Origin of the sequence: Paraburkholderia sp. JHI869 (assembly GCF_038900775.1) — a bacterium.
In the GTDB taxonomy this organism is placed as follows: domain Bacteria; phylum Pseudomonadota; class Gammaproteobacteria; order Burkholderiales; family Burkholderiaceae; genus Paraburkholderia.
Window position 1 is genome coordinate 153,565 of record NZ_JAYMSC010000003.1, and the last position, 25,350, is coordinate 178,914.

Below are 25,350 nucleotides of genomic sequence, written 5' to 3' on the forward strand. Positions count from 1 at the left end.
TGCTTGCGCGCATGCGCATTGTTCGTATTTACGCGTGCTACGTCGGCCCGTGCGCTGCTGTTTTCGTAAGGCGATCGTATGAATCGCCCGCTTACTTCAATCGCTACGCTTTCATTCCGCTTTTAAGACCACCTGCAGATCAATCGGTAGTCCCTGGCTGTGCATATGCAGGGTTGCCGGCGCGCATGTTTCTCGCATGTTTCTTCTACGCACGCTTTTCGCACGCGGCCCAGCGTCGTGCTTTTCAACGTTGCGCTTCTTCAACGTTGTATCCGGCCGTACTCATCGTCGAAGCGCACGATGTCGTCTTCGCCCAGATAACCGCCCGACTGCACCTCGATGATCTCGAGCGGCGTCTTGCCGGGATTCTCCAACCGGTGCTTCACGCCCAGCGGAATGTAGGTCGATTCGTTTTCCGAAAGCAGGAAGACCTCCTCGCCGCGCGTGACGCGCGCCGTGCCACGCACCACGGTCCAGTGCTCCGCGCGGTGATGATGCATCTGCAGCGACAGCCGCCCGCCCGGCTTCACGACGATGCGCTTGACCTGAAAGCGTTCGCCCTGATCGAGCGAGTCGTAGCAGCCCCACGGCCGCTCCACGCGCCGGTGATGCTGCGCAACCGCGCTGCGCTCTTGCCTCAGCTTGCCGACAATCGCCTTCACGTCCTGCACGCGATCCCGCGCCGCGACGAGGACTGCGTCGGCCGTCTCGACCACCACCACGCCGTGCACGCCCACGCAGGCCACGAGCCTGCCGTCCGAATGCGCGAACGTGTCCGTCACGTCGTTGAACATGACGCGGCCGCGCGCCACGTTGCCGTTTTCGTCCTTGTCCGACACCTGCCACACCGCGTCCCACGCACCCACGTCGGACCAGCCGGCGACCAGCGGCACGACCACGCCCGCGAGCAGCGCGCCCGCGCCCAGCGATTCCATCACCGCGTAGTCGATCGAATCGGACGGGCACACGGCGAGCGCCGCGGCATCGAGATGCACGGTGCCGTCGGCATCGACCGCGGCTGCCTCGAACGCCGCCGCGCATTGCGCCGCGATGGCCGGCCGGCAATGCGCGATCGCGGCGAGCCAGACCGATGCGCGCACCACGAAAATGCCGCTATTCCAGAGGTAATCGCCAGAGGCCACGTAACTCGCCGCGAGTTCGGGGCCTGGTTTTTCCACGAAGCGCTCGATCACGCGCGCGCCGCTTGCGCCAAGTGGCGCACCCGCGCCGATGTAGCCGTAGCCGGTTTCCGCGCGCTGCGGCGGCACGCCGAGCGTGACGATCGCGCCGCGCGCGGCGTAGCCCACCGCTTCTTCGAGCGCGACGGCAAACGCCGCGCGATCGGCAATCAGATGATCGGCCGGCATGGCGATGAGCACCGGGTCGCTGTCGCACGCGGCGCCGGCGCCATCGCGTGCGAGTGCCGCCTCGTGCCCGGCGCGCGCCGCGAGCGCCGCCACCGTGAGTGCGGGCGCCGTATTGCGGGCAACCGGCTCTAGCACGACGCGCGCAGGCGTGCCGCTGCGGCCAAGCCGGTCGACAGTCATGAGCCGTAGCTCCTCGCTGCTGACGACAACGGGCGGGGCCTTGCGGATTGCTGCGCTCGCCTCGGCATACACGCCATCGAGCCGCCGCACGGTGGCTTCGAGCAGCGATTCGCCGTCGAGCAGATCGATCAGCTGTTTCGGGCAATGCTCGCGCGAGAGCGGCCAAAGCCGCGTGCCCGAGCCCCCGGCCAGCACGACGGGCTGAACGATGAGCGCCACTTCGGGTTCATTGGCTGCCGCCATCAAGCCGGCAGGCGTCACGAGCTGGTTCATGCAGTGAACTCCCCGTTGAAATACATCGGGTCACGTTGACGAACACCGCACCTGTCTGGCGGCGGGTTCGCCCGAGACGGCGCGCGCCTCCCTGACCTCTCACAAAGCTTTGAGACCTTTTCCGGACCTCATTGGAGCAAACCTCGGCATGCCAATCTGTACGCAGACCCACACTGATCGCGTGCGCCGTGGCGAGCGCGCAGCCAGGCCGCCCACGCGCGACGTTTCAGCGCCGAACGCTTTTTTGCCGGCAGCGTATGCGTTGCAACAGAACTGAATCAAAAACGCTTGTTTTTTGGGTCGGCGCCCGAATCGCCCCCGATGGATGTTTCAACGAGGAGCCATTTCTGAATCACCCCTTAATCACGGGAAATAACTCAATAAAATCATCGGCTTGTCGCTTTCAAAAAGGTAAGGCGCGGCGCGGCGGCCCGCAAAGTCGCCGTACAAAACTGAAACAAAAATGCAGCGTTACGCCGCGCTGCCGCAATGCCGACTCGCGCTCAGCCGCTTGAATGCGTGCTTTCGCACCGACTGGCACACACCCTGCTAAAGAGAGATCGCCACACCAGCGCAGACGCGGACAACCAATACCGCGCACGCAAGCGCGAGAGAGTGGGACCAGGCAGGAAACAGTTGGAACTAGCGGGACTATGGGGCCGGCACGACGAACACAAGAGCCGTACGGGAAACGGCGAACAACAACGAGTTCGGCGAACGGAATCAAAAAACAGGAGGCGGTTTGCGCCGCTTCGCACGAGGACCAGTCATGTTAACCCTTCAATCCGATCTTCACGGCAACCATTTGCTGGGCGCCCTCCCGTCGCATGAATGGCAGGCTCTCGCCCCGCACCTCGAACTCGTTCATCTGCGCACCGAACAGTTGATCTGCGATTCCGGTCAGCGCATTCACCACGTGTACTTTCCGACGACAGCGATCGTCTCGCTGCTCTCGACGATGGAAGACGGCAGCTCCGTCGAAATCGCTGCGGTTGGCCGCGAAGGCATGACGGGCGTGCCCGTGCTCACCGGCGGCGAAACGATGCCGAATCGCGTGCAGGTGCAATGCGCGGGCTTCGCCTATCGCATGAGCGCGCAAGCCCTCAGGCAACAGTTCGCGCGCTCGGACTTCCTGCGCCGTCTCATGCTGCTCTATATGCATGCGCTGCTCACGCAGGTCGCGCAAACCGCTGCGTGCAACCGTCACCACTCGCTCAACAAGCAGCTGTGCCGCTGGCTTCTGATCGAAGTGGATCGCGTGGCTTCCAACGATCTCAACGTCACGCAGCAACTGATCGCCGACATGCTCGGCGTGCGCCGCGAAGGCATAACCGAAGCGGCCGGCAAACTGCATGACGAAGGCCTGATCCATCACAGCCGCGGCCATATCCGCGTGCTTGATCGCGAGGGCCTCGAAGCCCGCGCCTGCGAGTGCTACGGTCTCGTTCGCCGCGAATTCGACCGGCTTCTGCCGCGCCTGCATCAGGCGGAAACGGTCGAGTGAGATCGTAGCTGCGCGACCGCTCAGGCAAGGATCCTGTATCACACAGGATTCCGAATGAACTCGATTTCACCGCTTTAGCTGGAGAGAACAGGGGCGCGCCCTCTTCTCTTCAGCCTTGCGGGACTCAATGGGCCGAAGGCACGAGCGCCTGCGCAAGCGGCAAGGCGGGCAGATGCTCGCGTTCGCGCACGAACGGGTCAGTCGGTTCCTGAGCCTTCGAATCCGGCGTCGTGTCGGCGTTACGCAATTGCACGGGCGCGCCATCGTTCTTCGCGACCTTGCGATTGTCGCCGCAAGGATGATCGGTCTGTGCGGCAGCCTCGCGGAAGTCGTCTTCCTGACACATGATATTGAACGCGATGTCCTTGCGGTCCATGCGCCATGCCACGGCCGCATTCAGGCGTTTGTTGCAGTCCAGATCCTTGATGGTGCCTGCGGCCGTCGCGCCCACGCCCACCACCGACACCGCAGCGGAAACGCTGCCCCAGCAGGTCTCGGTCACCGAGGCCGTCAACGCCGGCGCGTAGACCGTGGGCGTCGTACGCACATCGTAGGCGCCGTGGTACGTCACGTCCGACGCACCGCCGCTCGGCAGCACGACGGTATTGGAAACAGTGCTCGACTGGCTCGACGTGGACGTGGTTCCGGACGTCATCGTCGGCGTGGTTTGCGCCCACGCTGCGCCTGCAAACAGCAACACCCCGGCAACGACAATTTTTTGTTTCAGCTTGCTCATTCTTCTCTCCGTGAACGCAGAAGGGGCAGCGCCCCCCCTGCGACGAGCCACTGAACGGCGACCCGTTCGGATTACCAGTGCATGCCGCCCGTGAGCGAACCCGAACCGCCCGCAGCGACGATGCCAACGTCACCATTCGCATTGGCCGTGCCGCTGCCGTTCGCGCTTGCCGTCGACGTGAAGCCCGAGCCGCCGTAGCTGCCGCTCGAACCGTCGAACGACGTGTTGATCACCGACGAGTTGAAGTTCTGCGAACCCGACTGCGTGGCGCTCGTGAAGCCGAGCGTCGACGAGTTCTGGTTCGTGGTCGTCGTGCCGGTCTGGCCGACGTAGCCGTTGGCCGTCTGGCCGTACGTTTGCGAGTTACCGTTTTGCGTCGTCGAGCTCGAGCCGAACGTAAGGCTCGCGTTCGAGAACGACTGGTTGCCTTGCGACACGGTGGCGTCGATATGGCCCGGCACCGTCAGCGTCGAGGCGAAACCGCCGCTGACCGACGAGGTCGAGTTCGACGTCAGCGCCGTTGCGCCAAAGCCAACGCCCGCGGCGCCCACCGCCGACGTGGTGGAGGACGACGGCGCGCCCGCACCACCGGCAAATGCGGCTGCCGAACCAAAAGAGAGCATGACGGCGAGCGAAATGGCCTGAATCTTCTTCATGATTGTGGTCTTCCTGATAAAGCAGGGGAACGTTGGATGAACGCGCGCGCACTCCCCCTGCTAGCGCGGGCGCATTTAACACGACTTCAACTGAAATGCTTTTAAAATCACCGCATTTACGACGCGCGAATATCCCCGCGGACCAGCCCGATATCGGGAAGACCGTCTAACTGGATTTACCAGATTGATAATCGCGCGCAGGACGCCCTTACGCTTTATGCATCCGCGCAAATCAGGCAGTCATGCAGAATTGAAAATCCGGAGAACGGAAAGGAATGCCCCGCAAAACTCTTTTTTATCGGACTCCATTGTGTAGTAGTCCGATTCAAATCGCGCAACACCCGCTGCTGCCATTATTTCCTCGTGTACCGCGCGGCGTGCGTCACTACTCTCGCGCACTGCCTGACAGAAACCCTCGAGCTGCTGTGCGCTTTCGCGCGCCGCCCTTCCCCAGTCCGGTCTTTTCGACGTCTCTTTTAGCGAACCGTTTGCATAACATCGCCGGACGGTGAATTTATATCTCAGACAGTCAGACTATTGCTACGTCATTCGCATTTTTGTGTGCGGTTCTCAACGTAGTGAATTGCGAAGATCTTGAAATCGGAGATTTCCTTTCAAATATGATTGAAAGGCGAATTGAAACGTCAGATAGATGCGCTGACAACCAGATACAGAAAATCGCGTTCTTTTAATGATTAATAGCGAATTTCGGTTCGGCAGGCCACGCAGGCCTGCCAGTAAAAAGAGCGGCAGCGCACAGGCAAGAGCCCAATGCAACTGCCGCTCGCGCCAGACCGCTCAGGCCTTGCGGTATTCGATACGCTCGACGCCGTTTTCACCGCCGAGGAGGCAGAAGTCCGCGCCGCGTGCGGCGAACAGTCCGACCGTCACCACGCCCGGCCATGCGTTGACATGCGCCTCAAGCGTGCGCGGGTCGCCGATGCGCAGGCCCTTCACGTCGAGGATCTCGTTGCCGTTGTCCGTGATGAAGGGCGAGCCGTCCTTTTGCACGCGCAGCACCGGGACACCGCCGAGCGCCGTCACGCGGCGGCCAATAGCCGTGCGCGCCATCGGCACGACTTCGATGGGCAGCGGGAACTGGCCGAGCACGTCGACGCGCTTGCTCGCATCGGCAATGCAGACGAACACGTCCGACACGGAAGCGACGATCTTCTCGCGCGTGAGCGCGCCGCCACCGCCCTTGATCATGGCGCCCGAGCCGTCGATCTCATCGGCGCCGTCCACATACACGGGCAGCGATTCGATTTCGTTGAGGTCGAAAATCTTGAAGCCATGCGCTTCGAGGCGCGCGGTGGTCGCGACCGAGCTCGACACGGCGCCACGGTAGCGGCTCTTGCTTGCGGCGAGCGCGTCGATGAAGCAGTTCGCGGTGGAGCCCGTGCCGACGCCGATCACGGCGCCTTCCGGCACATTCGCGTTGACATAGTCGGCGGCGGCCTGGCCGACCAGTTGCTTGAGTTCGTCTTGAGTCATGGGAGTACAGCCCGAGGAGGAGAAAAACGCGGATTACGCATAGTTTACCGGAGATGCGGGCACGGGCTGCCCGCATCTCGCAGGATCGCGCGATCAGCCGCCGATCAGCGCGCAGCCGAGCGTTGGCGCACCGCTTCGAACAGGCAAACACCCGAGGCGACGGAAACGTTCAGGCTCTCGACCGTGCCCGCCATCGGAATCTGCATGACTTCGTCGCAGGTTTCGCGGGTCAGGCGGCGCATGCCCTCGCCCTCAGCGCCCAGCACGAGCGCTACAGGACCATCGAGCTTCGTCTCGTAGAGGCTCGCGCTCGCGTCGCCGGCGGTGCCCACCACCCACACGCCCGCTTCCTTGAGCTCGCGCAGTGCGCGCGCGAGATTCGTCACAGTGATGTAAGGCACGGTGTCCGCTGCGCCGCTCGCCACCTTCGCGGCCGTGGCGTTCAGGCCCACGGCGCGGTCGCGCGGGGCGATCACCGCGTGCGCGCCGGCCGCATCGGCCACGCGCAGGCACGCGCCGAGATTGTGCGGATCGGTCACGCCGTCGAGCACGAGCAACAGCGGCGAGCCCTGGATGCCGTCGAGCAGTTCCGCGAGGTTTTGCGCCAGCGCCAGATCGTGCACGCGGGCCACGACGCCCTGGTGGCGCTCGGTGTGCGCGAGGCCCCAGAGGCGCGTTTCGTCGGCTGCGATCACGCGCGCGCCCGCTTCCTTCGCGGTGTGCAGGAAGTCCTGCATGCGGCGGTCGCGGCGCGTCGGATCGTAGTAGACATCCTCGACCGTGGACGCGTCGTGCCGCAAGCGTGCGATCACCGCATGAAACCCGTAAAGAACCTTGAGACGTGACATGACTGAGACAACCCCTGATGAACGTTTTGCGGCGCAGACACAGCGCCGCCGGCAACGATAGTCGGCCGGCCGCGTCGTGCGGTCCGGCATTTGCAAGCCGCGCGCCCGTGTGGCAAAACGCGGCGCGGCATGCAAGTGAAAAAACCGGGCACGCGCACGACGGCGCGGCCCGGGTATGTAACGGCTACGGAGCGCGTCTGGCGCCCCGCACGCATGGCGCTCAGCGCTTTTTGCGCGTCGCCTGCTTCTTGGGCGTCGGCTTCACGGCCGAGCGCTTCTTCGCGGTCTTGGCGGCGCCGCGCGCCGTGCGCGCCTCCTTCACTGCAACGCTCTGCGCCGGCGCGGCCTTCTTCTGGCGCGCCATGTCGCCGCCCGGCAGCGCGCGCACGCGCGGACCGCCGTCCATGCCGCCCTTGTCGACTGGCATCGGCCGGCTGCCGCCTGGCTTCACCGGCGTGTCGCGCACGAGACGGAAGTCGATCTTGCGCGCATCGAGATCCACGCGGCTCACCTGCACGCGCACGCGGTCCGACAAACGATAGCGAATACCGGTGCGCTCGCCACGCAGTTCGTTCTTGATCTCGTCGTACTGGAAGTAATCCGAGCCCAGTTCCGTCACGTGCACGAGGCCTTCGATGAAGAGCGCGTCGAGCTGCACAAAAATGCCGAACGACGTCACGCCGCTCACCATCCCGCCGTACTCTTCGCCGAGCTTGTCGCGCATGAAGTAACACTTGAGCCACGCTTCGACGTCGCGCGAGGCTTCGTCGGCGCGGCGCTCGTTCGCCGAGCAGTGCAGGCCCAACTCTTCCCAGATCGCCGTGTTGGCGCCCCGTGCGCGCTTGCCGCGCTTCTCTTCGTCTTCGGCCTGCATTGCGCGGGCGCGCGGCGAGAGCGCGGTGTTGAGCTCGACGCCTTCCGGCGCCTGCGGCTGGTACTTCTTGCCCTGCAGGATCGCGTAGATCGCGCGGTGCGTGAGCAGGTCGGGATAGCGGCGAATCGGGCTCGTGAAGTGCGCGTAAGCCTCGTACGCAAGACCGAAGTGACCGATATTGTCCGGGCTGTACACGGCCTGCTGCATCGAGCGCAACAGCATGGTCTGCAGCATCTGCGCGTCGGGCCGGTCGCGAATATGCGCCATCAGCGCGGCGTAGTCGCTCGCGTGCGGCGTGTCGCCGCCGCCGAGCGAAAGCCCCATGCCGCGCAGGAAGGTGCGCAGGTTTTCGAGCTTTTCGGCCGTTGGGCCCGCGTGCACGCGGTACAGGCCCGGGTGCTTGTGGCGCTTCATGAAGTCGGCCGCACACACGTTGGCCGCGAGCATGCACTCCTCGATCAGCTTGTGCGCGTCGTTGCGCTGGCGCGGTACGATCTGCTCGATCTTGCCTTGCGCGTTGCAGACGATATAGGTCTCGGTCGTGTCGAAATCGATCGCGCCGCGCTTCTGGCGCGCGGCGAAGAGCGACTTGTAGACGCCGTAGAGATTCTGCAGTTGCGGCAGCAGCGCCGCGCGGCGCGTCGCCTCGGGGCCCTTGGTGTTGGTAAGCACCGCCGCGACCTCGGTATACGTAAGCCGCGCCGCCGAGTGCATCACGCCCGGATAAAACTGGTATGCCTTGATCTCGCCGCGCGCGGTGATCACCATGTCGCACACGAGCACGCAACGATCGACGTGCGGATTGAGCGAACAGAGCCCGTTCGAGAGCTTCTCGGGCAGCATCGGAATGACGCGGCGCGGGAAGTACACCGACGTGCTGCGCTCGATGGCGTCCACGTCGAGACCGCCGCCGGGCAGCACGTAATGCGAGACGTCGGCGATGGCGACGATCAGGCGGAAGCCCTCGCCACGGCCGACCTGCATCGGCTCGCAGTACACCGCATCGTCGAAGTCACGCGCATCTTCGCCGTCGATCGTGACGAGCGGCACGTCGCGCAGATCCACGCGATAACGAATGTCCGTGGGACGCACGGCGTCGGGCAGCTTCGCGGCTTCGTCGAGCGCGGGCTTGCTGAACTCGTGCGGGACGCCGTACTTGCGCACGGCGATTTCGATCTCCATGCCCGGATCGTCGATGTCGCCCAGCACTTCCATCACACGGCCGAGCGGCTGCGAGTGGCGGCTCGGGAAGTCGGTGAGTTCGACGACCACGACCTGGCCGACCTTGGCCTTCTTGGGATTCTGCGTGACGAGAATGTCGTGGCCGATGCGCTTGTCTTCGGGCGCCACGATCAGCGCGCCGTTTTCGTTGAGCAGGCGCCCGATCACGCTGCGATTCGCGCGGTCGGTGACTTCGACGATATGCCCTTCCGGCCGCCCGCGGCGGTCATAGCCGACGATGCGCGCGAGCACGCGGTCGTTGTGCATGACCTTCTGCATTTCGCCTTGCGGCAGGAACAGATCGTCCTGCCCGTCGTCGCGCACGAGGAAGCCGTAGCCGTCGCGATGCCCCTGCACGCGCCCCGCGACGAAATTCGAAGGGTGGGCGAGCTGGTAGTGGCCGCGCGAGTCGAGCCGGATCTGCCCGTCGCGCTCCATGGCGGCGAGCCGCCTGAAGAACCCTTCACGCTCCTGGCGCTTGATGGAGAGCGCCTCGGCGATATCGTTCGCGGTGCAGGGCGAGTCGCTGGTCCGCAGCACGCCGAGAATCTCTTCGCGGCTGGGAATCGGGTACGGATATTTGCTCAAGGGCTTGTCGATGGTTGTTCTCGTTGCGTGGACGTCGGATTTCGCGCGGCCCGGATCTGCAATACATGCGGACGGCGCCCGGTCTTCGAGTGCTGCAATCTGCCGGCCCGTACGTGGACTGCCTGACTGCTCGCACTGCGTGCGCCACGCTGCACGCAGCACCTGAACCCCGTACTTTTGCCGGCGGAACTTCTGCGAGGCATTCTAACACCCGCATCGCACCCTACGAGCCGTGGGAGCGGCCTCGCGGCGCGACGAGACGGCCATTCCACGCGGTCGACGACGCTTCGACAGCCGCGCTTTATCGCCCTCCACAAAACGCTTGACAGCCGTTCCGAGCCCGCTATAATTTCCGTCTTTGCTGCACAACACGTTGAGCAGCAAACGACACCTTGCCCAGGTGGCGGAATTGGTAGACGCACCAGGTTCAGGTCCTGGCGGTGGCAACACTGTGGAGGTTCGAGTCCTCTCTTGGGCACCAGATTCAAAAGGCCGGCTTCATGCCGGCCTTTTTCATTTCCGGCACAGCAGCGAGTACAACTGCCCTGTTATCGCGCATAACGCAGCGGTCGCATTCCCGGGATGAAGTTTTTTGAAAAGATCTATTGACGGTCGCGTTAAATCGCGCCATAATCTTCTTCTAGCTTGAAGACGTGCCCAGGTGGCGGAATTGGTAGACGCACTAGGTTCAGGTCCTAGCGGTGGCAACACTGTGGAGGTTCGAGTCCTCTCCTGGGCACCACGTCTCGTCAAGCAGAACTAGCAGCACACAGGATTCATCGAAAAAGCCCGCAAATTTGCGGGCTTTTTTGTTTTGCGGCTTCCCCTCCTCTTCTGCACGCATTCTCCGCGCAAGCCGGCAACGGAATCGCCAGTCAGTCCCATGGCTGGGGGCGGCGCAATGCGTTATATTTCACGGTATACATTGAATCGCGCCGTGAAAAACCGATTGAGGAATGCCGAATGGAATTCGTTGTCATCGCAGCGATCGTCGCGGTGAGCTTTGGCGCCGCCGCGACCTGGCTGCTCGCAACCCGCCTGCCCGAGCGCTGGCTCGACAAGAGCGCTGCTGAGGGCCGTTACGCGCATCTCGGGCTGGAAAACGAGCGAGCCGCCGAAACGGACCTGCGGCGCGAGCAGGCCCGCATCGATATGCGGCGCGTCAGGCGCTCACGCGTGCGCGCGAGACTGCAAGGCGCGGCGCGCGTGATACGGACTCTGCGCTCCGCGACCGCTCGCAACGATCAGGACAGCACCGCCCGCCCGTAACGCTTACGAGCGCGCATCAACCGCGCTCACTCATGCGACCCCAGCGGCGAAGGCACGAACGCCGAATCGGCAATCTTCGCCTCCTCTCCCGACTGAAAAATCCAGCGCCGGCGCATGGGCTGCAAGAACACCTTGGCGCTCACGCCCGCCACCATCGCCACGCAGGCGACCATATCGAACACCAGGTTCCAGCCGCTGTGTAAGGCGAGCAGCGTAGCGACCGGCACGAGCATCGCCGCGGTCCCCTTCGCGGTGTACAGCGTCCCTGCATTGCCGGCCGCGTATTTCGCTCCAAACGTGTCGGCGCAGGTCGCCGGAAAGTTCGAGAAGATGTCGCCGTAGAACAGGAACACGAGCCCCGAGAACAGCATGAAGAGATACGGGTCGTGGCCGAACGCACGCAAACCCAGCAGCGCAAGCCCTTCGCCGAGAAACGTGATGAACATCGTATTCTCGCGGCCGATGCGATCCGAAATGAGCCCGCACAGCGGCCGCGTAAAGCCGTTGCACAGATTGTTGATCGAGAGCGTCATGGTGAGCAGCGGCAGCGTCGCCGCCACGAGCGTGACCGGCATCGAGGCGAAGCCGTAGCTCTTGGCGATCGGACCGATCTGCGCCGTCGCGATGATGCCGCCCGCCGCCACGCACACAAACATCGCGTACATCACCCAGAATACGGGTGCGCGCACCATTTGCCTCGTCGTGTAGTCGGTCTTCGTCGCCACGATGCGCTTCATGCCGGCGGCGTGCGCCGGCGGCTTCGGCCGCACCATCACGAGTGCGAGCGCCATGATGCAGGCACCCTGCAGGAGTCCGAAGAACACGAACGCGCTCTCATAGCCTGAGTGCTGGATCATGTTGGAGATCGGAATGACCGTGAGCGCCGCGCCCGCGCCGAAGCCTGCCGCGGTCATGCCGGCGGCGAGCCCGCGCCGGTCAGGAAACCATTTGAGCGCCGTACCGACGCACGTGCCGTACACGCAGCCCGCGCCGATGCCCGATATGACTGCCGCGACGTAGAGCACCGGCAACGCAGGCGCCCACGCGTCGAGCACCCAGCCAAGCGCCACGCAGCACGCTCCGCCCATCACCACGGGGCGCGGGCCGAAGCGGTCTACGAGCCAGCCCTCAACGGGCACGAGCCATGTTTCCGTCACGATGAAAATGGAAAAAGCGAGCTGGATTGCAGCCTGCCCCCAGTGATGCCGTGCGTCCATCGGCACGACGAAGAGCGTCCACGCGTACTGCAGGTTCGCCACGAGCCCCATGCAGAGAATGCCCGCCACGAGTTGCACCCAGCGGTTGTGCCGCCGGGCCGTGTAGCCGCCTTCTAGTCGATCGGTATGTGCCACGTTGTCTGTCTCCGTCCAATATGATTGCGCGCGGGGTTTCCCACATCGCCTCTTTCCCGCGTTACAGCCAGCGCGGCAGAGATCTGTCCGCCGCGCCTTGCCTCAAACGTCAAGCCGCTTCGAGTTGCCGCAGCAGCGCATCGACGCTGCCCTTCGCATCGCCAAACAGCATTCGTGTGTTGTCCTTATAGAAGAGCGGATTGTCCACGCCCGCGTATCCCGTCGCCATGCTGCGCTTGGAGACGACCACGGTGCGCGCCTTCCACACCTCCAGCACCGGCATGCCGGCGATCGGGCTGCCCGCGTCCTCCTGCGCGCCCGGATTGACGATATCGTTCGCGCCGATCACGAGCACGACGTCGGTGCTCGTGAAGTCTTCGTTGATCTCGTCCATTTCGAGCACGATGTCGTACGGCACCTTGGCCTCCGCGAGCAACACGTTCATGTGCCCGGGCAAACGCCCCGCAACGGGATGAATGCCGAAGCGCACGCGTATACCCAACGCCCGCAGCCGCCGCGTGATCTCGCTGATGGTGCCCTGCGCCTGTGCGACGGCCATGCCGTAGCCCGGCACGATCACGACCTCCTGGGCGTCGCGTAGCAGCGAACCCACTTCGTCCACGTTGGTCGCCACGACTTCGCCCTGCGGCGCTTCGCTCGCCGTAGCGCTCACCGCACCGAAGCCGCCGAGGATCACCGAAACGAAGCTGCGATTCATCGCGCGACACATGATGTAGCTGAGAATCGCGCCGCTCGAACCGACGAGCGCGCCCGTCGTGACGAGCAGATCGTTGTCGAGCATGAAGCCCGTTGCGGCCGCCGCCCAGCCCGAATAGCTGTTGAGCATCGAGACCACCACCGGCATGTCCGCGCCGCCGATCGCCATCACGAGGTGCACGCCGAGCGCCGCTGCCAGCACGCACATGACGATGAGCGCGTACAGCGCATCGCCGCCATCAGGAGCACTGACGAAGCGATAACCGAGCGCGATGCACGCGCCCAGCACGACCGCGTTGAGCAAATGCCGCGCGGGCAGCACGAGCGGCTTGCCGCTCAGCGTGCCCTGCAGCTTCAGGAACGCGATGATCGACCCGCTGAACGTGACCGTGCCGATGAAGGCGCCGACATAGATCTCGGTGTCGTGAATCGCGCGCTCGACACCGCTCATCGCGGCCTGGGGCGAGAGAAAGTTCGCAAAGGCGATGAGCGTGGCCGCAAGACCCACGAAGCTATGCAGCACCGCGACGAGTTGCGGCATCTGCGTCATCTCCACGCGGCGCGCGAGCATCGCGCCGAGCCCGCCGCCTACCAGCGCGGCGATCAGCGCGATTTGCAGGCCCGCGCCGCCCGTCACGAGCAGCGTGGCGAGCACCGCGATCACCATGCCGGTCACGCCGTACAGGTTGCCGCGTCGCGCACTCGCGGGATGACTCAGCCCGCGCAGGCTGAGAATGAAGAGCGTCGCCGCGCCGAGCCACGCCATGTTGCCGATTCCAATAAGCATGACGTCTCCTCAGGTCCGTTGGAACATCTTCAGCATGCGCTGGGTGACAAGAAAACCACCCGCGATGTTGATGGTCGCGACGACGAGCGCAATGCCCGCCAGCACGGTCACGATCGTGCTGGCATTGCCTGGATGCAGCAATGCGCCGATCACGATGATCCCGCTGATCGCATTCGTCACGCTCATGAGCGGCGTATGCAGCGAGGGCGTGACGTTCCAGACCACCTGATAGCCGACGAACACGGCCAGCACGAACACGGTGAAGTGCGCGACGAACGCCGGCGGCGCGACCGCGCCGAGCGCGAGCAGCAGCAACGCGGCGATAACGAGCGCCACGAGCGACCAGACGCCATTGCGGCGCGCGGCCTGCGCATTTTCTTCTTTCGCGTCGGCATTCGCGACAGCAACGGGCAACGCCCGCGCAGCCGCTTGCGGCGCGGCCGAGACCTGCACCGGCGGCGGCGGCCAGCACACCTGGCCACGCTGCATGACGGTGGTGCCCCGCTGCACGACGTCGTCCATGTCGAGCGTGAGTTCACCGTCTTTCGCGGGCGTGAGATCGGTCAGCAGATGGCGGATGTTGGTCGCATAGAGCTGGCTCGACTGGTTCGCCATGCGGCTCGGCAGATCCGTGTAACCGATCACGGTCACGCCGTTCGCGTTCACCACTTGACCCGGCCGAGTGAGTTCGCAGTTGCCGCCCTGCTCGGCCGCCATGTCGACGACCACGCTGCCAGCGCGCATGCATGCAACCGTCTTTGCGTCGATAAGGCGCGGCGCCGGTTTGCCAGGAATGAGCGCCGTCGTGATGATGATGTCCACCTCGCGCGCCTGGGCTTCGAAAAGCGCCATCTCCGCTTCGATGAACTTCGCGCTCATCTGTTTGGCGTAGCCGCCCGAGCCGCCGCCCTCCTCCTCGATGTCGATGCTCAGGAACTCCGCGCCCATGCTCTCGACCTGCTGACCGACTTCGGGTCGCGTATCGAACGCGCGCACGATCGCGCCGAGTCCACGCGCGGCGCCGATTGCGGCGAGCCCCGCCACGCCCGCGCCGATCACGAGCACCTTGGCGGGCGGCATCTTGCCGGCCGCCGTGATCTGCCCCGTGAAAACGCGGCCGAAGTGCTGGGCCGCTTCGACGACCGCGCGATAGCCGGCCATGTTCGCCATCGAGCTCAACGCATCGAGCTTCTGCGCGCGCGAGATGCGCGGCACGCAGTCCATCGCCAGCACCGTTACCTCGCGCGCCGCCAACTGCTCGAGCAGCGCCGCGTTCTGCGCGGGCCAGATGAACCCGATCAGCGTCGCGCCGGGCTTCAGGCGCTGCACTTCTTCGCTCGACGGCGGACGCACCTTGACTACGATATCCGCACCGCTCAAGAGCGCTTGCGCGTCGTCCACAACCTGCGCGCCCGCTGCGCGGTAGGCGTCGTCCGGGTAGGATGCGTTCACACCCGCCGCAGTTTCGACCTCCACGGCATAACCCAGCTTGATTAGTTGTGCGACACTTTCTGGCGTCGCCGCTACGCGTCGTTCGCCTTCGAGTGTCTCGCGGGGAACCGCAATCGTCATCGCCATGATGCGCCTCCGTGCTTCACGAAAGCGCGCGAGGCGGCGAGAGCATACGGAATGGGCGGCGCGCCAGTGCATCTGGCGCGCCGAAAGCGTAGCCACGACTTCATGAAACGTCTCCTGCTGAGTTTGGAATTCTTTATGTGCCGCGGCTCGATGAGGGCTTTGCCCTATGACACGCCCTGGCTGGGCGAATTGCCGCTCTTGAGAAAAGCGAGCGCCGCCTCACGCGCACCGGCAATGGCGGCGGCCTCACTTTCGAATACGGTTTCGTCGACGACCCATTGACGGGGAAAAACAGCCGCCGCCGGTTCGTCGGCAACGGCCTCGACCGCATGGATAGCCGCGAACGCGGCCCAGCCGCCGTTGTGAATCATTTGACGGGCCGAGAGTTCGACCTCGAAATGTCCGAGTCTTTCGGTGTGCATCGAAGAGCTCCCGAGGGTTCAGGATTGCTGGGCCTGTGCTTCGAGTTCGGTGATGCGTTTCTTGAGCGCGCGCTCCTCCTGGAAGCGCGTCGTCTCGTCGCGGATCACAGCGACGATGCCGTTGAGTTCGCCCTGCGGCGAGTGCAGCAACGCCACGGTGAAGGCGATAGAAAGCGCCTTGCCCGCCTTGTCCACGGCCGGCACGCGCAGCACGTCGTTGCCATAGCGCGTCTGACCGGTCGCCATCGTCTTTTGATAGCCCTCCCAGTGACGGCCGCGCAGCCGCTCGGGAATGATCACGTCGAGCGTCTTGCCGAGCGCTTCTTCCTGCGTATACCCGAACATGCGCGTTGCCGCCGGATTCCAGTAGGTGATGTCGCCGGCTGCGTCCGAGATGACGATGGCGTCCCCAATGGCGTTTGCGAGTTGCTCGAAATCGATGGCGGATTGCATGGCGATGACTATGTGGGGTGAGTCGTTTATCGTCGTCGCGCGGCACGCATTGCACATGCCGCGCGGCGTCTTGCCTGCCAGTCTGGTATTGCAGTGATGCACGGGCGCAGCGCTCGCCGCGCCCGTTTTCTGCGTACTGCTTTCAGCTCATGGAACTCAAACCGCACGCGTTTCATGCAGCGCCGCGATCTGCTGCGGCGTGTAGCCGAGGTCGGCCAGCACCTCGTCGGTGTGCTCGCCGAGCAGCGGCGAACCCGTGATCTCCGGCTTCAGCTCCGAGAACTTGATCGGGCTGCCCACCGTGAGGTACGAGCCGCGCTCCTTGTGCGGCACTTCGACGATAGTACCGCTAGCCCGCAGCGACGGGTCATTAGCAATTTCCTTCATGCTGAGCACCGGCGCGCACGGAATGTCGAACTTGCGCAGGATGTCGACCGCTTCGAACTTGGTCTTGTCGGCGAGCCACGCTTCGATCGTCGCGAAAATGTCGAAGATATGCGGCTGACGCGCTTGCGCCGTAGCGTAGTTCGGGTCGTTGATCCATTCGGGTTTGCCCAGTGCGTGGCAGATCGGCTCCCACGCATGGCCCTGCACCGTGAAGTAGATGTACGCGTTCGGGTCCGTCTCCCAGCCCTTGCACTTGAGCACCCAGCCCGGCTGGCCACCGCCGCCCGCATTGCCGCCGCGCGGCACGACGTCGCTGAACGTGCCGTGCGGGTACTGCGGGTATTCCTCGAGGAAGCCCTGGCGATCGAGACGCTGCTGGTCGCGCAACTTTACGCGGCACAGGTTGATCACGCTGTCCTGCATCGACACGGCCACCTTCTGGCCCTTACCGGTTTTGTCGCGGCCGATCAGCGCCGTGAGAATGCCGATGGCGAGGTGCATACCCGTGTTGCTGTCGCCGAGCGCGGCAGCGCTGACCGTGGGCGGACCGTCCCAGAAGCCCGTGGTCGAAGCCGCGCCGCCCGCGCACTGCGCAACGTTCTCATAGACTTTCAGGTCGTCGTAGTGGTGGCCTTCGCTGAAGCCCTTCACCGAAGCGACGATCATCTTCGGATTCAGTTCCTTGATGCGCTCCCACGTGAAGCCCATGCGGTCCAGCGCGCCGGGGCCGAAGTTTTCGACCATCACGTCCGACTCCTGAATCAGCTTCTCCAGCACTTCCTTGCCTTCGGGCTTCTTCGTGTCGAGCGTGAGCGAGCGCTTGTTGCTGTTGAGCATGGTGAAGTACAGCGCATCGGCTTCGGGGATGTCGCGCAACTGCGAGCGCGTCACGTCGCCGGCGCCCGGGCGTTCCACCTTGATCACGTCCGCACCGAACCACGCAAGCATCTGCGTGCAGGCGGGACCGGCCTGTACGTGCGTGAAGTCGATGATCTTGATACCGTCGAGGGGTTTGCTCATTTGTCGTATCTCCTGATCTACCTGATCTATGGGGGCTTATTTCTTCATGGCCGCGCTTTGCGGATTCAGATTCGTGAGGCGACCGCTTTCGGTCCCGGCCGCTTCGTCGATGACTGCGTTGATCAACGTGGGCTTGCCCGAAGCAATCGCTTCGAGCAGCGCGCTCGTGAGTTCTTCGGGCGTCGTCGCCTGATAGCCGACGCCGCCGAAGGCCTCGATCATCTTGTCGTAGCGCGCGTTCTTCACGAACACCGTGGGCGCGACGTCGCAGCCGCCGGTCGGGTTCACGTCCGTGCCGCGATACACGCCGTTGTTGTTGAAGACGATCGTGCAGACCGGCAGGTTGTAGCGGCAGATCGTTTCCAGTTCCATGCCCGAGAATCCGAACGCGCTGTCACCCTCGATCGCCACGACCTGCGTGCCGCTCGTCACCGCTGCGCCGACTGCGAAGCCCATGCCGATGCCCATGATCCCCCACGTACCCGAGTCGAAACGCTTGCGCGGCTGGTACATGTCGATGATGCTGCGCGCGTAGTCGAGCGTGTTCGCGCCTTCGTTGACCACGTTGATGTCGGGGCGCGTCTTGAGCACGTCGCGAATGGCGCGCAACGCGCTGTGGAAGTTCATCGGCGACGGGTTCTTCGCAAGCGTCGCGGCCATCTTTTCCAGGTTCTTGTTCTTGCGCTCGGCCACGGCGTCGAGCCACTCTGCCGGCGGCTTCGGGAAATCATTGCCGATGCCTGCGACGAGCGCTTCCACGCATGAACCGATGTCGCCGATCACAGGCGCTTCGATGGCGACGTTGCTGTCGATCTCGGTCGGCGCAATGTCGATCTGCACGAACTTCTTCGGGCCGGCGGCCGCGCCCCAGGTCTTGCCCTTGCCATGCGAGAGCAGCCAGTTCAGACGCGCGCCGATCAGCACCACGGCGTCCGACTCGGCCAGCACGAACGAGCGCGCGGCCGATGCCGACTGCTCGTGCGTGTCGGGCAAGAGGCCCTTGGCCATCGACATCGGCAGGTACGGAATACCGCTCTTCTCGACCAGCTCGCGGATCTGCGCATCGGCCTGCGCGTAGGCGGCGCCCTTGCCGAGCAGGATCAGCGGACGCTTCGCATTCCTCAGCACATCGATAGCGCGTTGCACTGCATCCGGTGCGGGGATCTGGCGCGGCGCGGCGTCGACTACCTTGATGAGCGACTGCTGGGCCTTCACGGCGTCGATGGTCTGCGCGAGCAGCTTCGCCGGCAGGTCGAGATACACGCCGCCCGGACGGCCCGAGACGGCAGCGCGAATCGCACGCGCCACGCCAACGCCGATGTCCTCGGCGTGCAGCACACGAAACGCAGCCTTGGCATAAGGCTTCGCGGCGTTGAGCTGATCCATCTCTTCGTAGTCGCCCTGCTGCAGGTCGACGATCTCGCGCTCGCTCGAACCGCTGATGAGGATCATCGGGAAGCAGTTCGTGGTCGCGTTGGCCAGTGCCGTCAGGCCGTTCAGGAAGCCCGGCGCCGAAACGGTCAGGCAGATGCCCGGCTTCTTCGTCATGTAGCCCGCCACGGCTGCGGCGTTACCGGCGTTCTGCTCGTGCCGGAAACCGATGAAGCGCATGCCCTCGGCCTGCGCGAGACGCGCGAGATCGGTAATGGGAATACCGACGAGACCGAAGATCGTGTCGATATCGTTGAGTTTCAGCGCGTCGATGACGAGATGAAAACCATCGGTCGTTTGCTGCGCTTCCGGCACAGGGTTCTGCTGTGCCTCGTTGATGCCTGCTTCTGCCATGACGTCTCCTCTTTGGCGGGGCGTAGTGTGATTCGTGATATACAATATTCCACACACAATATTAGTCAAGACGTTTTTTTACCCATGCCGTGTTTGCTGCACTGCATCGCGCCGTACCGCACCGTTGCCGTCTCGTGCGATCGCTCGCCAAACGGGAAACTTTGATGCGGCACACCATGGGCAAGCACATTCAATCGGCCCAAACGTCCCAACAAATTTGTTACGTAGTCCATACTTTTCTTTCAGCATCGCCGCGCTCATTCAGACGAAACGCGCATCGATACCGCTTGTTCATGCGTCGAGCCGCTATGAATCGGCAGATCGACGCAGCATGCCCTCACCTCAATCGAGGAAATCGCAATTCGCTTCCACGAACAGTGCGAGTTCAATCGAGTGCTGCCGCACGAGTTGCTCGACGCGCTCGGTGTCGCGCGCCTCGAGCGCCTCGATGATGCGCATGTGCTCCACAATCGAGCGCGACGCACGATCGCTCTGCGCGATCGTCATGCGCCGGATCGCGCGCACATGCATGAAAATGTTCTTGATGGTGTCGACGATGATGGGCGACTTCGACAGCTCCACCAGCGACTGGTGAAACATGATGTTCGCTTCCGAGTATTCCTCTATATGGTCCGAGGGCGTCGAATCGCCGAAGGTCGCGAACATGCGCCGCAGTCCTGCGATGTCGTCGTCGGAGGCGCGTTGCGTGGCCAGGCGCGCGGCGATGCTTTCGAGCGCGGCCCACATATAGATCATCTCCACGATCTCCTTGCGCGTCTTGCGCAAGATGTAAACACCGCGTCGCGGCACCGTGCGCAGAAAGCCCTCCTGCTCCAGCAGCGTCATCGCTTCGCGAACAGGCGTTCGACTCACGCCCAGCTTCTCGGTCAATTCCTTCTCGTCTAGCCGGATCTCGTCTCGCGACCGGTAGATGTCGGTTTCGGCAATGGCCTGCTTGAGCTTCGCGTAAGCCTGATCGCGCAGCGAAGCGGTTGCGTTGATCGGCTCCAGCGTCAAGGTAACCGGGGGCATCCCGGCGACTAATTGTGTTTCGGCGGACATCGGTCGTTTGTCTCCAACGTTCTGTTTAGCCGGCGCTGCTGGGGAATTTCATATTTCCAATACAATATATCAGCAACACGCTCGTAGCTAAGCGGGGTTTACGCGTACCGGAGCGCGTGTCTCGCAAGATTCGCGGGCTTACCCGCAATCCATTCATCTTTACTTATATTTTTCGAAAAAAACTTTAACTATCGTTTATTCATTGGCGCTTCTACTCTTGCTTCACGCCACTCGACATGAGGAGACAGCCATGAGCCACCTGGACACCCGCCACGATCATCAACTGGAAGCGCAGTTGTGCGCGTTTAATACGGCATTCGCCGACCTCGGCCTGCGTTTTCGCTGGGATGCGCGCACGCTCTACTCGCTCGCATCGATCGCCGGAGAACATGCGCGCGTCGCCGCTTATATCGAGACGAATCACCCGCATCTGCTGAAGGCGTACAGCATGGAATTTCTGTGCGAGGCGATCCTTGCTCGCAAGAACGCGCAGGCGCCGGGCGAATGGCCGCTCGCGGCGCCCGCTGCGCGCGGTTCCCAGGAATGGGGCATGGCAGCCGCCATGGAACTGGATTGGCGCGAAGGCGGCTTGCCCGCTCTCGCAGGCGCCTAAGCCCAATAAAGACGAAACCCGTCTGGATTGGCGCGCACCAGCGCGCTATCCAGACGGGCTCGACGTAGGAACGCAGAAGTGCTGCGCGCTCAGGCGTTGCCGCGGGCCTCGGCCTCTTCTTCCTGCAGCTTGCGCCACAGAATCTTGCCGCTGCCCGACTTCGGCAGCGCGTCGACGAACTGCACGATGCGCGGCGCTTTGTACGCGGCCATGTTGTCATGCGCCCACGCGATGATGTCGTCTTCGTTCACGCTGCCGACCTGCTTCGGATCGAGTACGACCACGGCCTTCACGGTCTCGCCGCGGCGCGCGTCCTGGGTGCCGATGATGCACACCTCGTTGATCGCCGGGTGCCGGTACATCAGCGCCTCGACTTCGGCTGGCCAGACCTTGTAGCCCGACGCGTTGATCATGCGTTTGAGGCGATCGGTCATGAAGTAATAGCCTTCCTCGTCGCGCCGCACGAGATCGCCCGTGCGCAGGAAGCGCTTGCCGTCGCGTTCGACGAACGCTTCGCTCGTCGCCTTCGGGTTGCGCCAGTAGCCCTGCATCACCTGCGGCGCATGCATGATCAGCTCGCCCGAAACGCCTGGCGGCACTTCCTCCAGCGTGATCGGATCGACCACACGCGAGTCGACGTCGAATACGGGAATGCCGAGACACTGCGGTTTGGGGCGCTGGGGCGGATTGATATGGGTGCCCGCCATGGTTTCCGACATGCCGTAGCCCTCGACGAAGTCGAGCCCGGTGAGATCCTTGAGTTTCTTCACCACCGCGTCCGGCATCGTCGCGCCGCCGCCGCGCATCCAGGCGAGGCTCGACAGGTCGTACTCGTGAATGCGCGGGTTCGAGATGAAGTCCACCACCATCGTCGAGATCGCCTGCCAGCCGTTGATGCGGTAGTGCTCGATCGCGCGCGCCGCGGCGTCGCGATCCCAGCGCGGCAGCAACACCACGGTCGAGCCGTTGTAGATCGGGCTGTTCATGCCGCCCTGCATGCCGGTTACGTGAAAGAGCGGCAACACGGAGAGTTGTACGGCATCCTGATTACTGCCGAACCAGTTGCAACCGCCCACGGCCGTCGCCATCACGCTGCGATGCGTATGCATGCAGCCCTTGGGCTTGCCCGTGGTGCCCGAGGTGTACGGCATCACGCAGAGGTCGTCGGGGCCGGCAGTCAGCGCGCCGGGTATGCAGCGCGCCTCGAGCACGTCGACCCAGTGCGCCACGCCCGGACCGCTCACGGAGCGCGGCGCGCTCACGAATTCCGGCGGCGGCGAAAACGGTTCGCACTTCAAATAGTCGCTATACGTCGCAACAAGCAGATGCTTGAGGCCCTCACCCTCGCCTTCCTGCGCGAGCGGCGCAAGGCGCGGGTAGAGATCCTGCGCGACGAAAGCCGTCGTCGCGCCGCTGTCTTCCACGTAATGCGAGAGCTCCTCGGTGAGGTTCATGGGATTGACCGGCACGACCACGGCGTTGGCGCGCAGGATGCCGTAGTAAGCAATGACCCACTGCGGGCTGTTCTGCATGTAGAGCAGCACACGGTCGCCGGCCTTCACCCCGCATTCCTGCTGCAGGTAGCCCGCCACGCGCTCGGCCTCGTCCTTGAACTGCGCGAAAGTCACGGGCGTGTCGTAGAAGACGATGAACGGCTTGTCGGGATAGCGCGCCGCCGAGACCTCTGCGTTATAGAAGAGGTTCGTTTGCGGAATGCTCAGATGCGGCGAAAGATGCGCGGGCCAATGTGGCGAAGTCGTCTGTGGCGATGACGACGACGGCGAATTTGCGGAAAGCGTAGGGGCGGGCGTGGACATGGCAAGCTCCGTCGGGCAAGACGTGTGAAGAACGCGGCCGCCAGCGGCTCGCTGAGCGCTGGCGCCACCTACCATGCATGATCAGACGATGCTCGCACCGCCATCGACGGCAAGATACTGGCCTGTCATATGCCGCGACGCCTGACTCGCGAGAAACACCACGGCGCCCTTGAGATCGTCGTCGTCGCCCAGACGGTGCAGCGGCGTGTGATCGATCACCATCTGCCCCAGTTTGTCGAGCAAGCCGGCTGACATCTTCGAGGGAAAGAAGCCCGGACAGATCGCATTCACATTGATGTTGTACTTCCCCCATTCGGCAGCGAGCGCGCGCGTGAAATTGATCGCCGCCGCCTTCGAGGTGTTGTACGCAATGGTCTGCATGGGCCCAAGCGACCCCTTCAGGCCGGCAATGGAAGCCACGTTGATGATCTTGCCTCGCTGGCGCGGGATCATGCTGCGCTTGCCCACTTCGCGCGCGAGGAAGAAAGGCGCGTTCACGTTCAGGTTCATGACCTTGTGCCACGCCTCGTCGGGGTAGTCCTCAGCGGGAGCGCCCCACGTGGCGCCCGCATTGTTCACGAGGATGTCGATCTGGCCGCAGGCCGCCAGCGTTTCGTCCACGAGCGGCTTCACGGCCTCCGGTCGCTGCAGGTCGCTCACGATCGTGGTCGCCTTGATGCCGAGGGCCTGCAACTGGCTCGCCGCCTCGCCGAGTTCGTCCGCCTTGCGCGCCGTGATCACAACATGGCAGCCCATCTCGCCGAGCGCCTGCGCCATCTGCAAACCCAGCCCGCGCGAACCGCCGGTGATGAGTGCGACCTGACCGTCCAGCTCGAACATTTCCCTGACCCGCATGCTTTCGTCTCCTTGATGTCTATCGACCGGCCGACGTTCCGCATTTCGGAACGCGATGAGATGCCAACGATTCTAGCGAGGCCCTTACGCCAGCAATATAGGGAAAAGCACGACCGTTCATTAAATAGCATTTGTGCTTTTTCGGCTGACGTTATGCGGGCTGGGTCATCTCGAAACGAGGCGCGCGGCCGTCGGCATGCGCGCGTAACCGTTGCAATCGCGCGACAACCGGCGTTTTCACCCCTTCGCCAAGGGTCTATCATCGCCCCCCAGCCAGCACCCACTGGCTAGACATACAAGAAACGCGGGCCCTGGTACCCCGGCGGTCCGACGAACTTACAACACTCAGCAGAAGAAAAAGGATCACAACGTGAGACATACCCAGATCGCATCGGCAGTGGGCGGCCTCGCCCTCGCCCTGGCTTGCCAGCACAGCTTCGCGCAAAGCTCGGTCACCCTGTACGGCATCGTCGACACCAGCATCCGCTACCTCACGAACGCCAACTCGCACAACGACAACGAGCTGCAGATGACGCAAGGCCCGATCACCGGCAGCCGCTGGGGCCTGAAGGGCAGCGAAGATCTGGGCGGCGGTCTGTCCGCGGTGTTCCGCCTCGAGAACGGGTTCAACCTGTGGAACGGCCAACTGGCGAGCTCGAATACGCTGTTCAACCGGATGGCGTACGTTGGCGTTTCGAGCGACAAGTACGGCACGGTCACGATGGGCCGCCAGAACACGCCGCTGTTCGACCAGTTGGGCAACACCTTCGACCCGCTGACCGTCGGCAACTTCGACCAGGACGGCTGGCTGCCTGGCGCACTCGGCTATGGTCTGCGTGAGAACAACTCGGTCAAGTACGACGGCAAGTTCGGCGGCCTCGAGGTCGAAGGCATGTACAGCTTCGGCGGCGTGCCGGGCAGCGTTGGCGCGAGCAACATGTACGGCTTCACGGCGACCTACGGAGCCGGTCCGGTCCAGCTGCTCGCCGGCTACCAGCAAAACAGCGACGCGCACAACAACAAGTACCGCGTGGCCAACCTCGGCGCGGTCTATGCGATCGGCCCGGTCCACCTGTACGGCGGCTGGCTGTGGGGCCAGGACAATACGGGCGTGGTGGATCAGTACATGGCGGCCGCGAACTCGCCTGCTGCGATCAACTTCGTGACGCCCGTGACGAAAACCAACCGCATCGACAACGGCCTCTATGCCGGCGCAACGTGGCAGGTTACCTCGCCGCTGCAACTGACCGCGGCGTACTACTACGATCACGCAAAGAACGGCCTGAACGCAGACGGCGAGACGCTCAGCACCGGCGTGCGTTACTCGGCGGTGCTGCTGGCTGAGTACTCGCTGTCCAAGCGCACCGAAGTGTACGGCACGGTCGACTTCATGCGCGGCACCGGCTCGGCAACCGCCGACTTCCCGGGTCGCAACAATCAGACCGGCGTTGCTGTCGGCTTCCGCAACATCTTCTAATTGCGGGTTGCATCG

At 63.7% G+C, this 25,350-nt stretch carries 20 protein-coding genes and 2 tRNA genes; 6 read left to right on the forward strand and 16 right to left on the reverse strand.

What is annotated here, in order from left to right:
• Positions 1-260: 260 nt before the first annotated feature.
• Entirely contained in the window at positions 261-1,820 is a 1,560-nt protein-coding gene (locus VSR72_RS07165; RefSeq protein ID WP_342951716.1) for a mannose-1-phosphate guanylyltransferase/mannose-6-phosphate isomerase, read from the reverse strand.
• 769 nt (positions 1,821-2,589) lie between these two features.
• Here VSR72_RS07165 and VSR72_RS07170 point away from each other — a divergent pair.
• On the forward strand, positions 2,590-3,324 hold the full coding sequence (locus VSR72_RS07170; protein ID WP_342951717.1) for a Crp/Fnr family transcriptional regulator: 735 nt from the start codon (positions 2,590-2,592) through the stop codon (positions 3,322-3,324).
• 124 nt (positions 3,325-3,448) lie between these two features.
• Here VSR72_RS07170 and VSR72_RS07175 read toward each other — a convergent pair whose 3' ends face one another.
• The 5 genes from VSR72_RS07175 to rnr all read right to left on the reverse strand — a co-directional run bounded on the left by VSR72_RS07175 (position 3,449) and on the right by rnr (position 9,741).
• Positions 3,449-4,060: a hypothetical protein gene (locus VSR72_RS07175; protein WP_342951718.1), complete on the reverse strand. Its 612-nt coding sequence runs from the start codon at positions 4,058-4,060 to the stop codon at positions 3,449-3,451.
• Positions 4,061-4,131: 71 nt separating this feature from the next.
• Positions 4,132-4,716 carry a hypothetical protein gene (locus VSR72_RS07180; RefSeq protein ID WP_342951719.1) on the reverse strand — a complete coding sequence of 195 codons (585 nt, stop codon included), beginning with the start codon at positions 4,714-4,716 and terminating at the stop codon, positions 4,132-4,134.
• A gap of 798 nt (positions 4,717-5,514) precedes the next feature.
• Positions 5,515-6,210, reverse strand: coding sequence for a ribose-5-phosphate isomerase RpiA (gene rpiA / locus VSR72_RS07185; RefSeq protein WP_342951720.1), 696 nt, complete (start codon positions 6,208-6,210; stop codon positions 5,515-5,517).
• A 104-nt stretch (positions 6,211-6,314) separates the two neighbouring features.
• Positions 6,315-7,058 carry a 23S rRNA (guanosine(2251)-2'-O)-methyltransferase RlmB gene (gene rlmB, locus VSR72_RS07190; protein WP_254314199.1) on the reverse strand — a complete coding sequence of 248 codons (744 nt, stop codon included), beginning with the start codon at positions 7,056-7,058 and terminating at the stop codon, positions 6,315-6,317.
• 220 nt (positions 7,059-7,278) lie between these two features.
• Entirely contained in the window at positions 7,279-9,741 is a 2,463-nt protein-coding gene (gene rnr / locus VSR72_RS07195) for a ribonuclease R (RefSeq protein WP_342951721.1), read from the reverse strand.
• A gap of 394 nt (positions 9,742-10,135) precedes the next feature.
• Here rnr and VSR72_RS07200 point away from each other — a divergent pair.
• From VSR72_RS07200 to VSR72_RS07210, 3 genes are all read left to right on the forward strand, one after another.
• Positions 10,136-10,222, forward strand: a tRNA-Leu gene (locus VSR72_RS07200).
• A 174-nt stretch (positions 10,223-10,396) separates the two neighbouring features.
• Positions 10,397-10,483 (forward strand) — tRNA-Leu (locus VSR72_RS07205).
• A 221-nt stretch (positions 10,484-10,704) separates the two neighbouring features.
• On the forward strand, positions 10,705-11,010 hold the full coding sequence (locus tag VSR72_RS07210; protein WP_342951722.1) for a hypothetical protein: 306 nt from the start codon (positions 10,705-10,707) through the stop codon (positions 11,008-11,010).
• Between the two features lie 26 nt (positions 11,011-11,036).
• Here the strand turns inward: VSR72_RS07210 and oxlT are convergent, their stop codons facing one another.
• From oxlT to VSR72_RS07250, 8 genes are all read right to left on the reverse strand, one after another.
• The gene (gene oxlT, locus VSR72_RS07215) at positions 11,037-12,362 is read right to left on the reverse strand and encodes an oxalate/formate MFS antiporter (protein ID WP_342951723.1); all 1,326 of its coding nucleotides are present in this window, start codon (positions 12,360-12,362) and stop codon (positions 11,037-11,039) included.
• A 109-nt stretch (positions 12,363-12,471) separates the two neighbouring features.
• Entirely contained in the window at positions 12,472-13,866 is a 1,395-nt protein-coding gene (locus VSR72_RS07220) for an NAD(P)(+) transhydrogenase (Re/Si-specific) subunit beta (protein ID WP_342951724.1), read from the reverse strand.
• Between the two features lie 9 nt (positions 13,867-13,875).
• Positions 13,876-15,444 (reverse strand): Re/Si-specific NAD(P)(+) transhydrogenase subunit alpha, encoded by a 1,569-nt coding sequence (locus VSR72_RS07225; protein ID WP_342951725.1) that lies wholly within the window; start codon positions 15,442-15,444, stop codon positions 13,876-13,878.
• 164 nt (positions 15,445-15,608) lie between these two features.
• Positions 15,609-15,866 carry a hypothetical protein gene (locus VSR72_RS07230; RefSeq protein ID WP_342951726.1) on the reverse strand — a complete coding sequence of 86 codons (258 nt, stop codon included), beginning with the start codon at positions 15,864-15,866 and terminating at the stop codon, positions 15,609-15,611.
• An 18-nt stretch (positions 15,867-15,884) separates the two neighbouring features.
• On the reverse strand, positions 15,885-16,319 hold the full coding sequence (locus VSR72_RS07235) for a PAS domain S-box protein (protein WP_342951727.1): 435 nt from the start codon (positions 16,317-16,319) through the stop codon (positions 15,885-15,887).
• 156 nt (positions 16,320-16,475) lie between these two features.
• Positions 16,476-17,726: a formyl-CoA transferase gene (frc, locus tag VSR72_RS07240; protein ID WP_342951728.1), complete on the reverse strand. Its 1,251-nt coding sequence runs from the start codon at positions 17,724-17,726 to the stop codon at positions 16,476-16,478.
• A 36-nt stretch (positions 17,727-17,762) separates the two neighbouring features.
• Complete coding sequence (oxc, locus tag VSR72_RS07245) at positions 17,763-19,511, reverse strand: oxalyl-CoA decarboxylase (protein ID WP_342951729.1); 1,749 nt, start codon at positions 19,509-19,511, stop codon at positions 17,763-17,765.
• Positions 19,512-19,853: 342 nt separating this feature from the next.
• A complete protein-coding gene (locus VSR72_RS07250; RefSeq protein ID WP_342951730.1) occupies positions 19,854-20,573 on the reverse strand; it encodes a GntR family transcriptional regulator in 720 nt (239 codons plus the stop codon).
• Between the two features lie 250 nt (positions 20,574-20,823).
• Here VSR72_RS07250 and VSR72_RS07255 point away from each other — a divergent pair, with 250 nt between their 5' ends.
• Entirely contained in the window at positions 20,824-21,186 is a 363-nt protein-coding gene (locus tag VSR72_RS07255; protein WP_342951731.1) for a hypothetical protein, read from the forward strand.
• 89 nt (positions 21,187-21,275) lie between these two features.
• Here the strand turns inward: VSR72_RS07255 and VSR72_RS07260 are convergent, their stop codons facing one another.
• Both VSR72_RS07260 and VSR72_RS07265 read right to left on the reverse strand, forming a co-directional pair.
• The gene (locus tag VSR72_RS07260; protein WP_342951732.1) at positions 21,276-23,003 is read right to left on the reverse strand and encodes a long-chain fatty acid--CoA ligase; all 1,728 of its coding nucleotides are present in this window, start codon (positions 23,001-23,003) and stop codon (positions 21,276-21,278) included.
• An 81-nt stretch (positions 23,004-23,084) separates the two neighbouring features.
• Positions 23,085-23,858, reverse strand: a complete 774-nt coding sequence (locus VSR72_RS07265) for an SDR family oxidoreductase (RefSeq protein WP_342951733.1) — start codon at positions 23,856-23,858, stop codon at positions 23,085-23,087.
• A gap of 370 nt (positions 23,859-24,228) precedes the next feature.
• Between VSR72_RS07265 and VSR72_RS07270 the strand changes: the two genes are divergently transcribed.
• On the forward strand, positions 24,229-25,335 hold the full coding sequence (locus VSR72_RS07270; RefSeq protein ID WP_342951734.1) for a porin: 1,107 nt from the start codon (positions 24,229-24,231) through the stop codon (positions 25,333-25,335).
• Positions 25,336-25,350 lie beyond the last annotated feature (15 nt).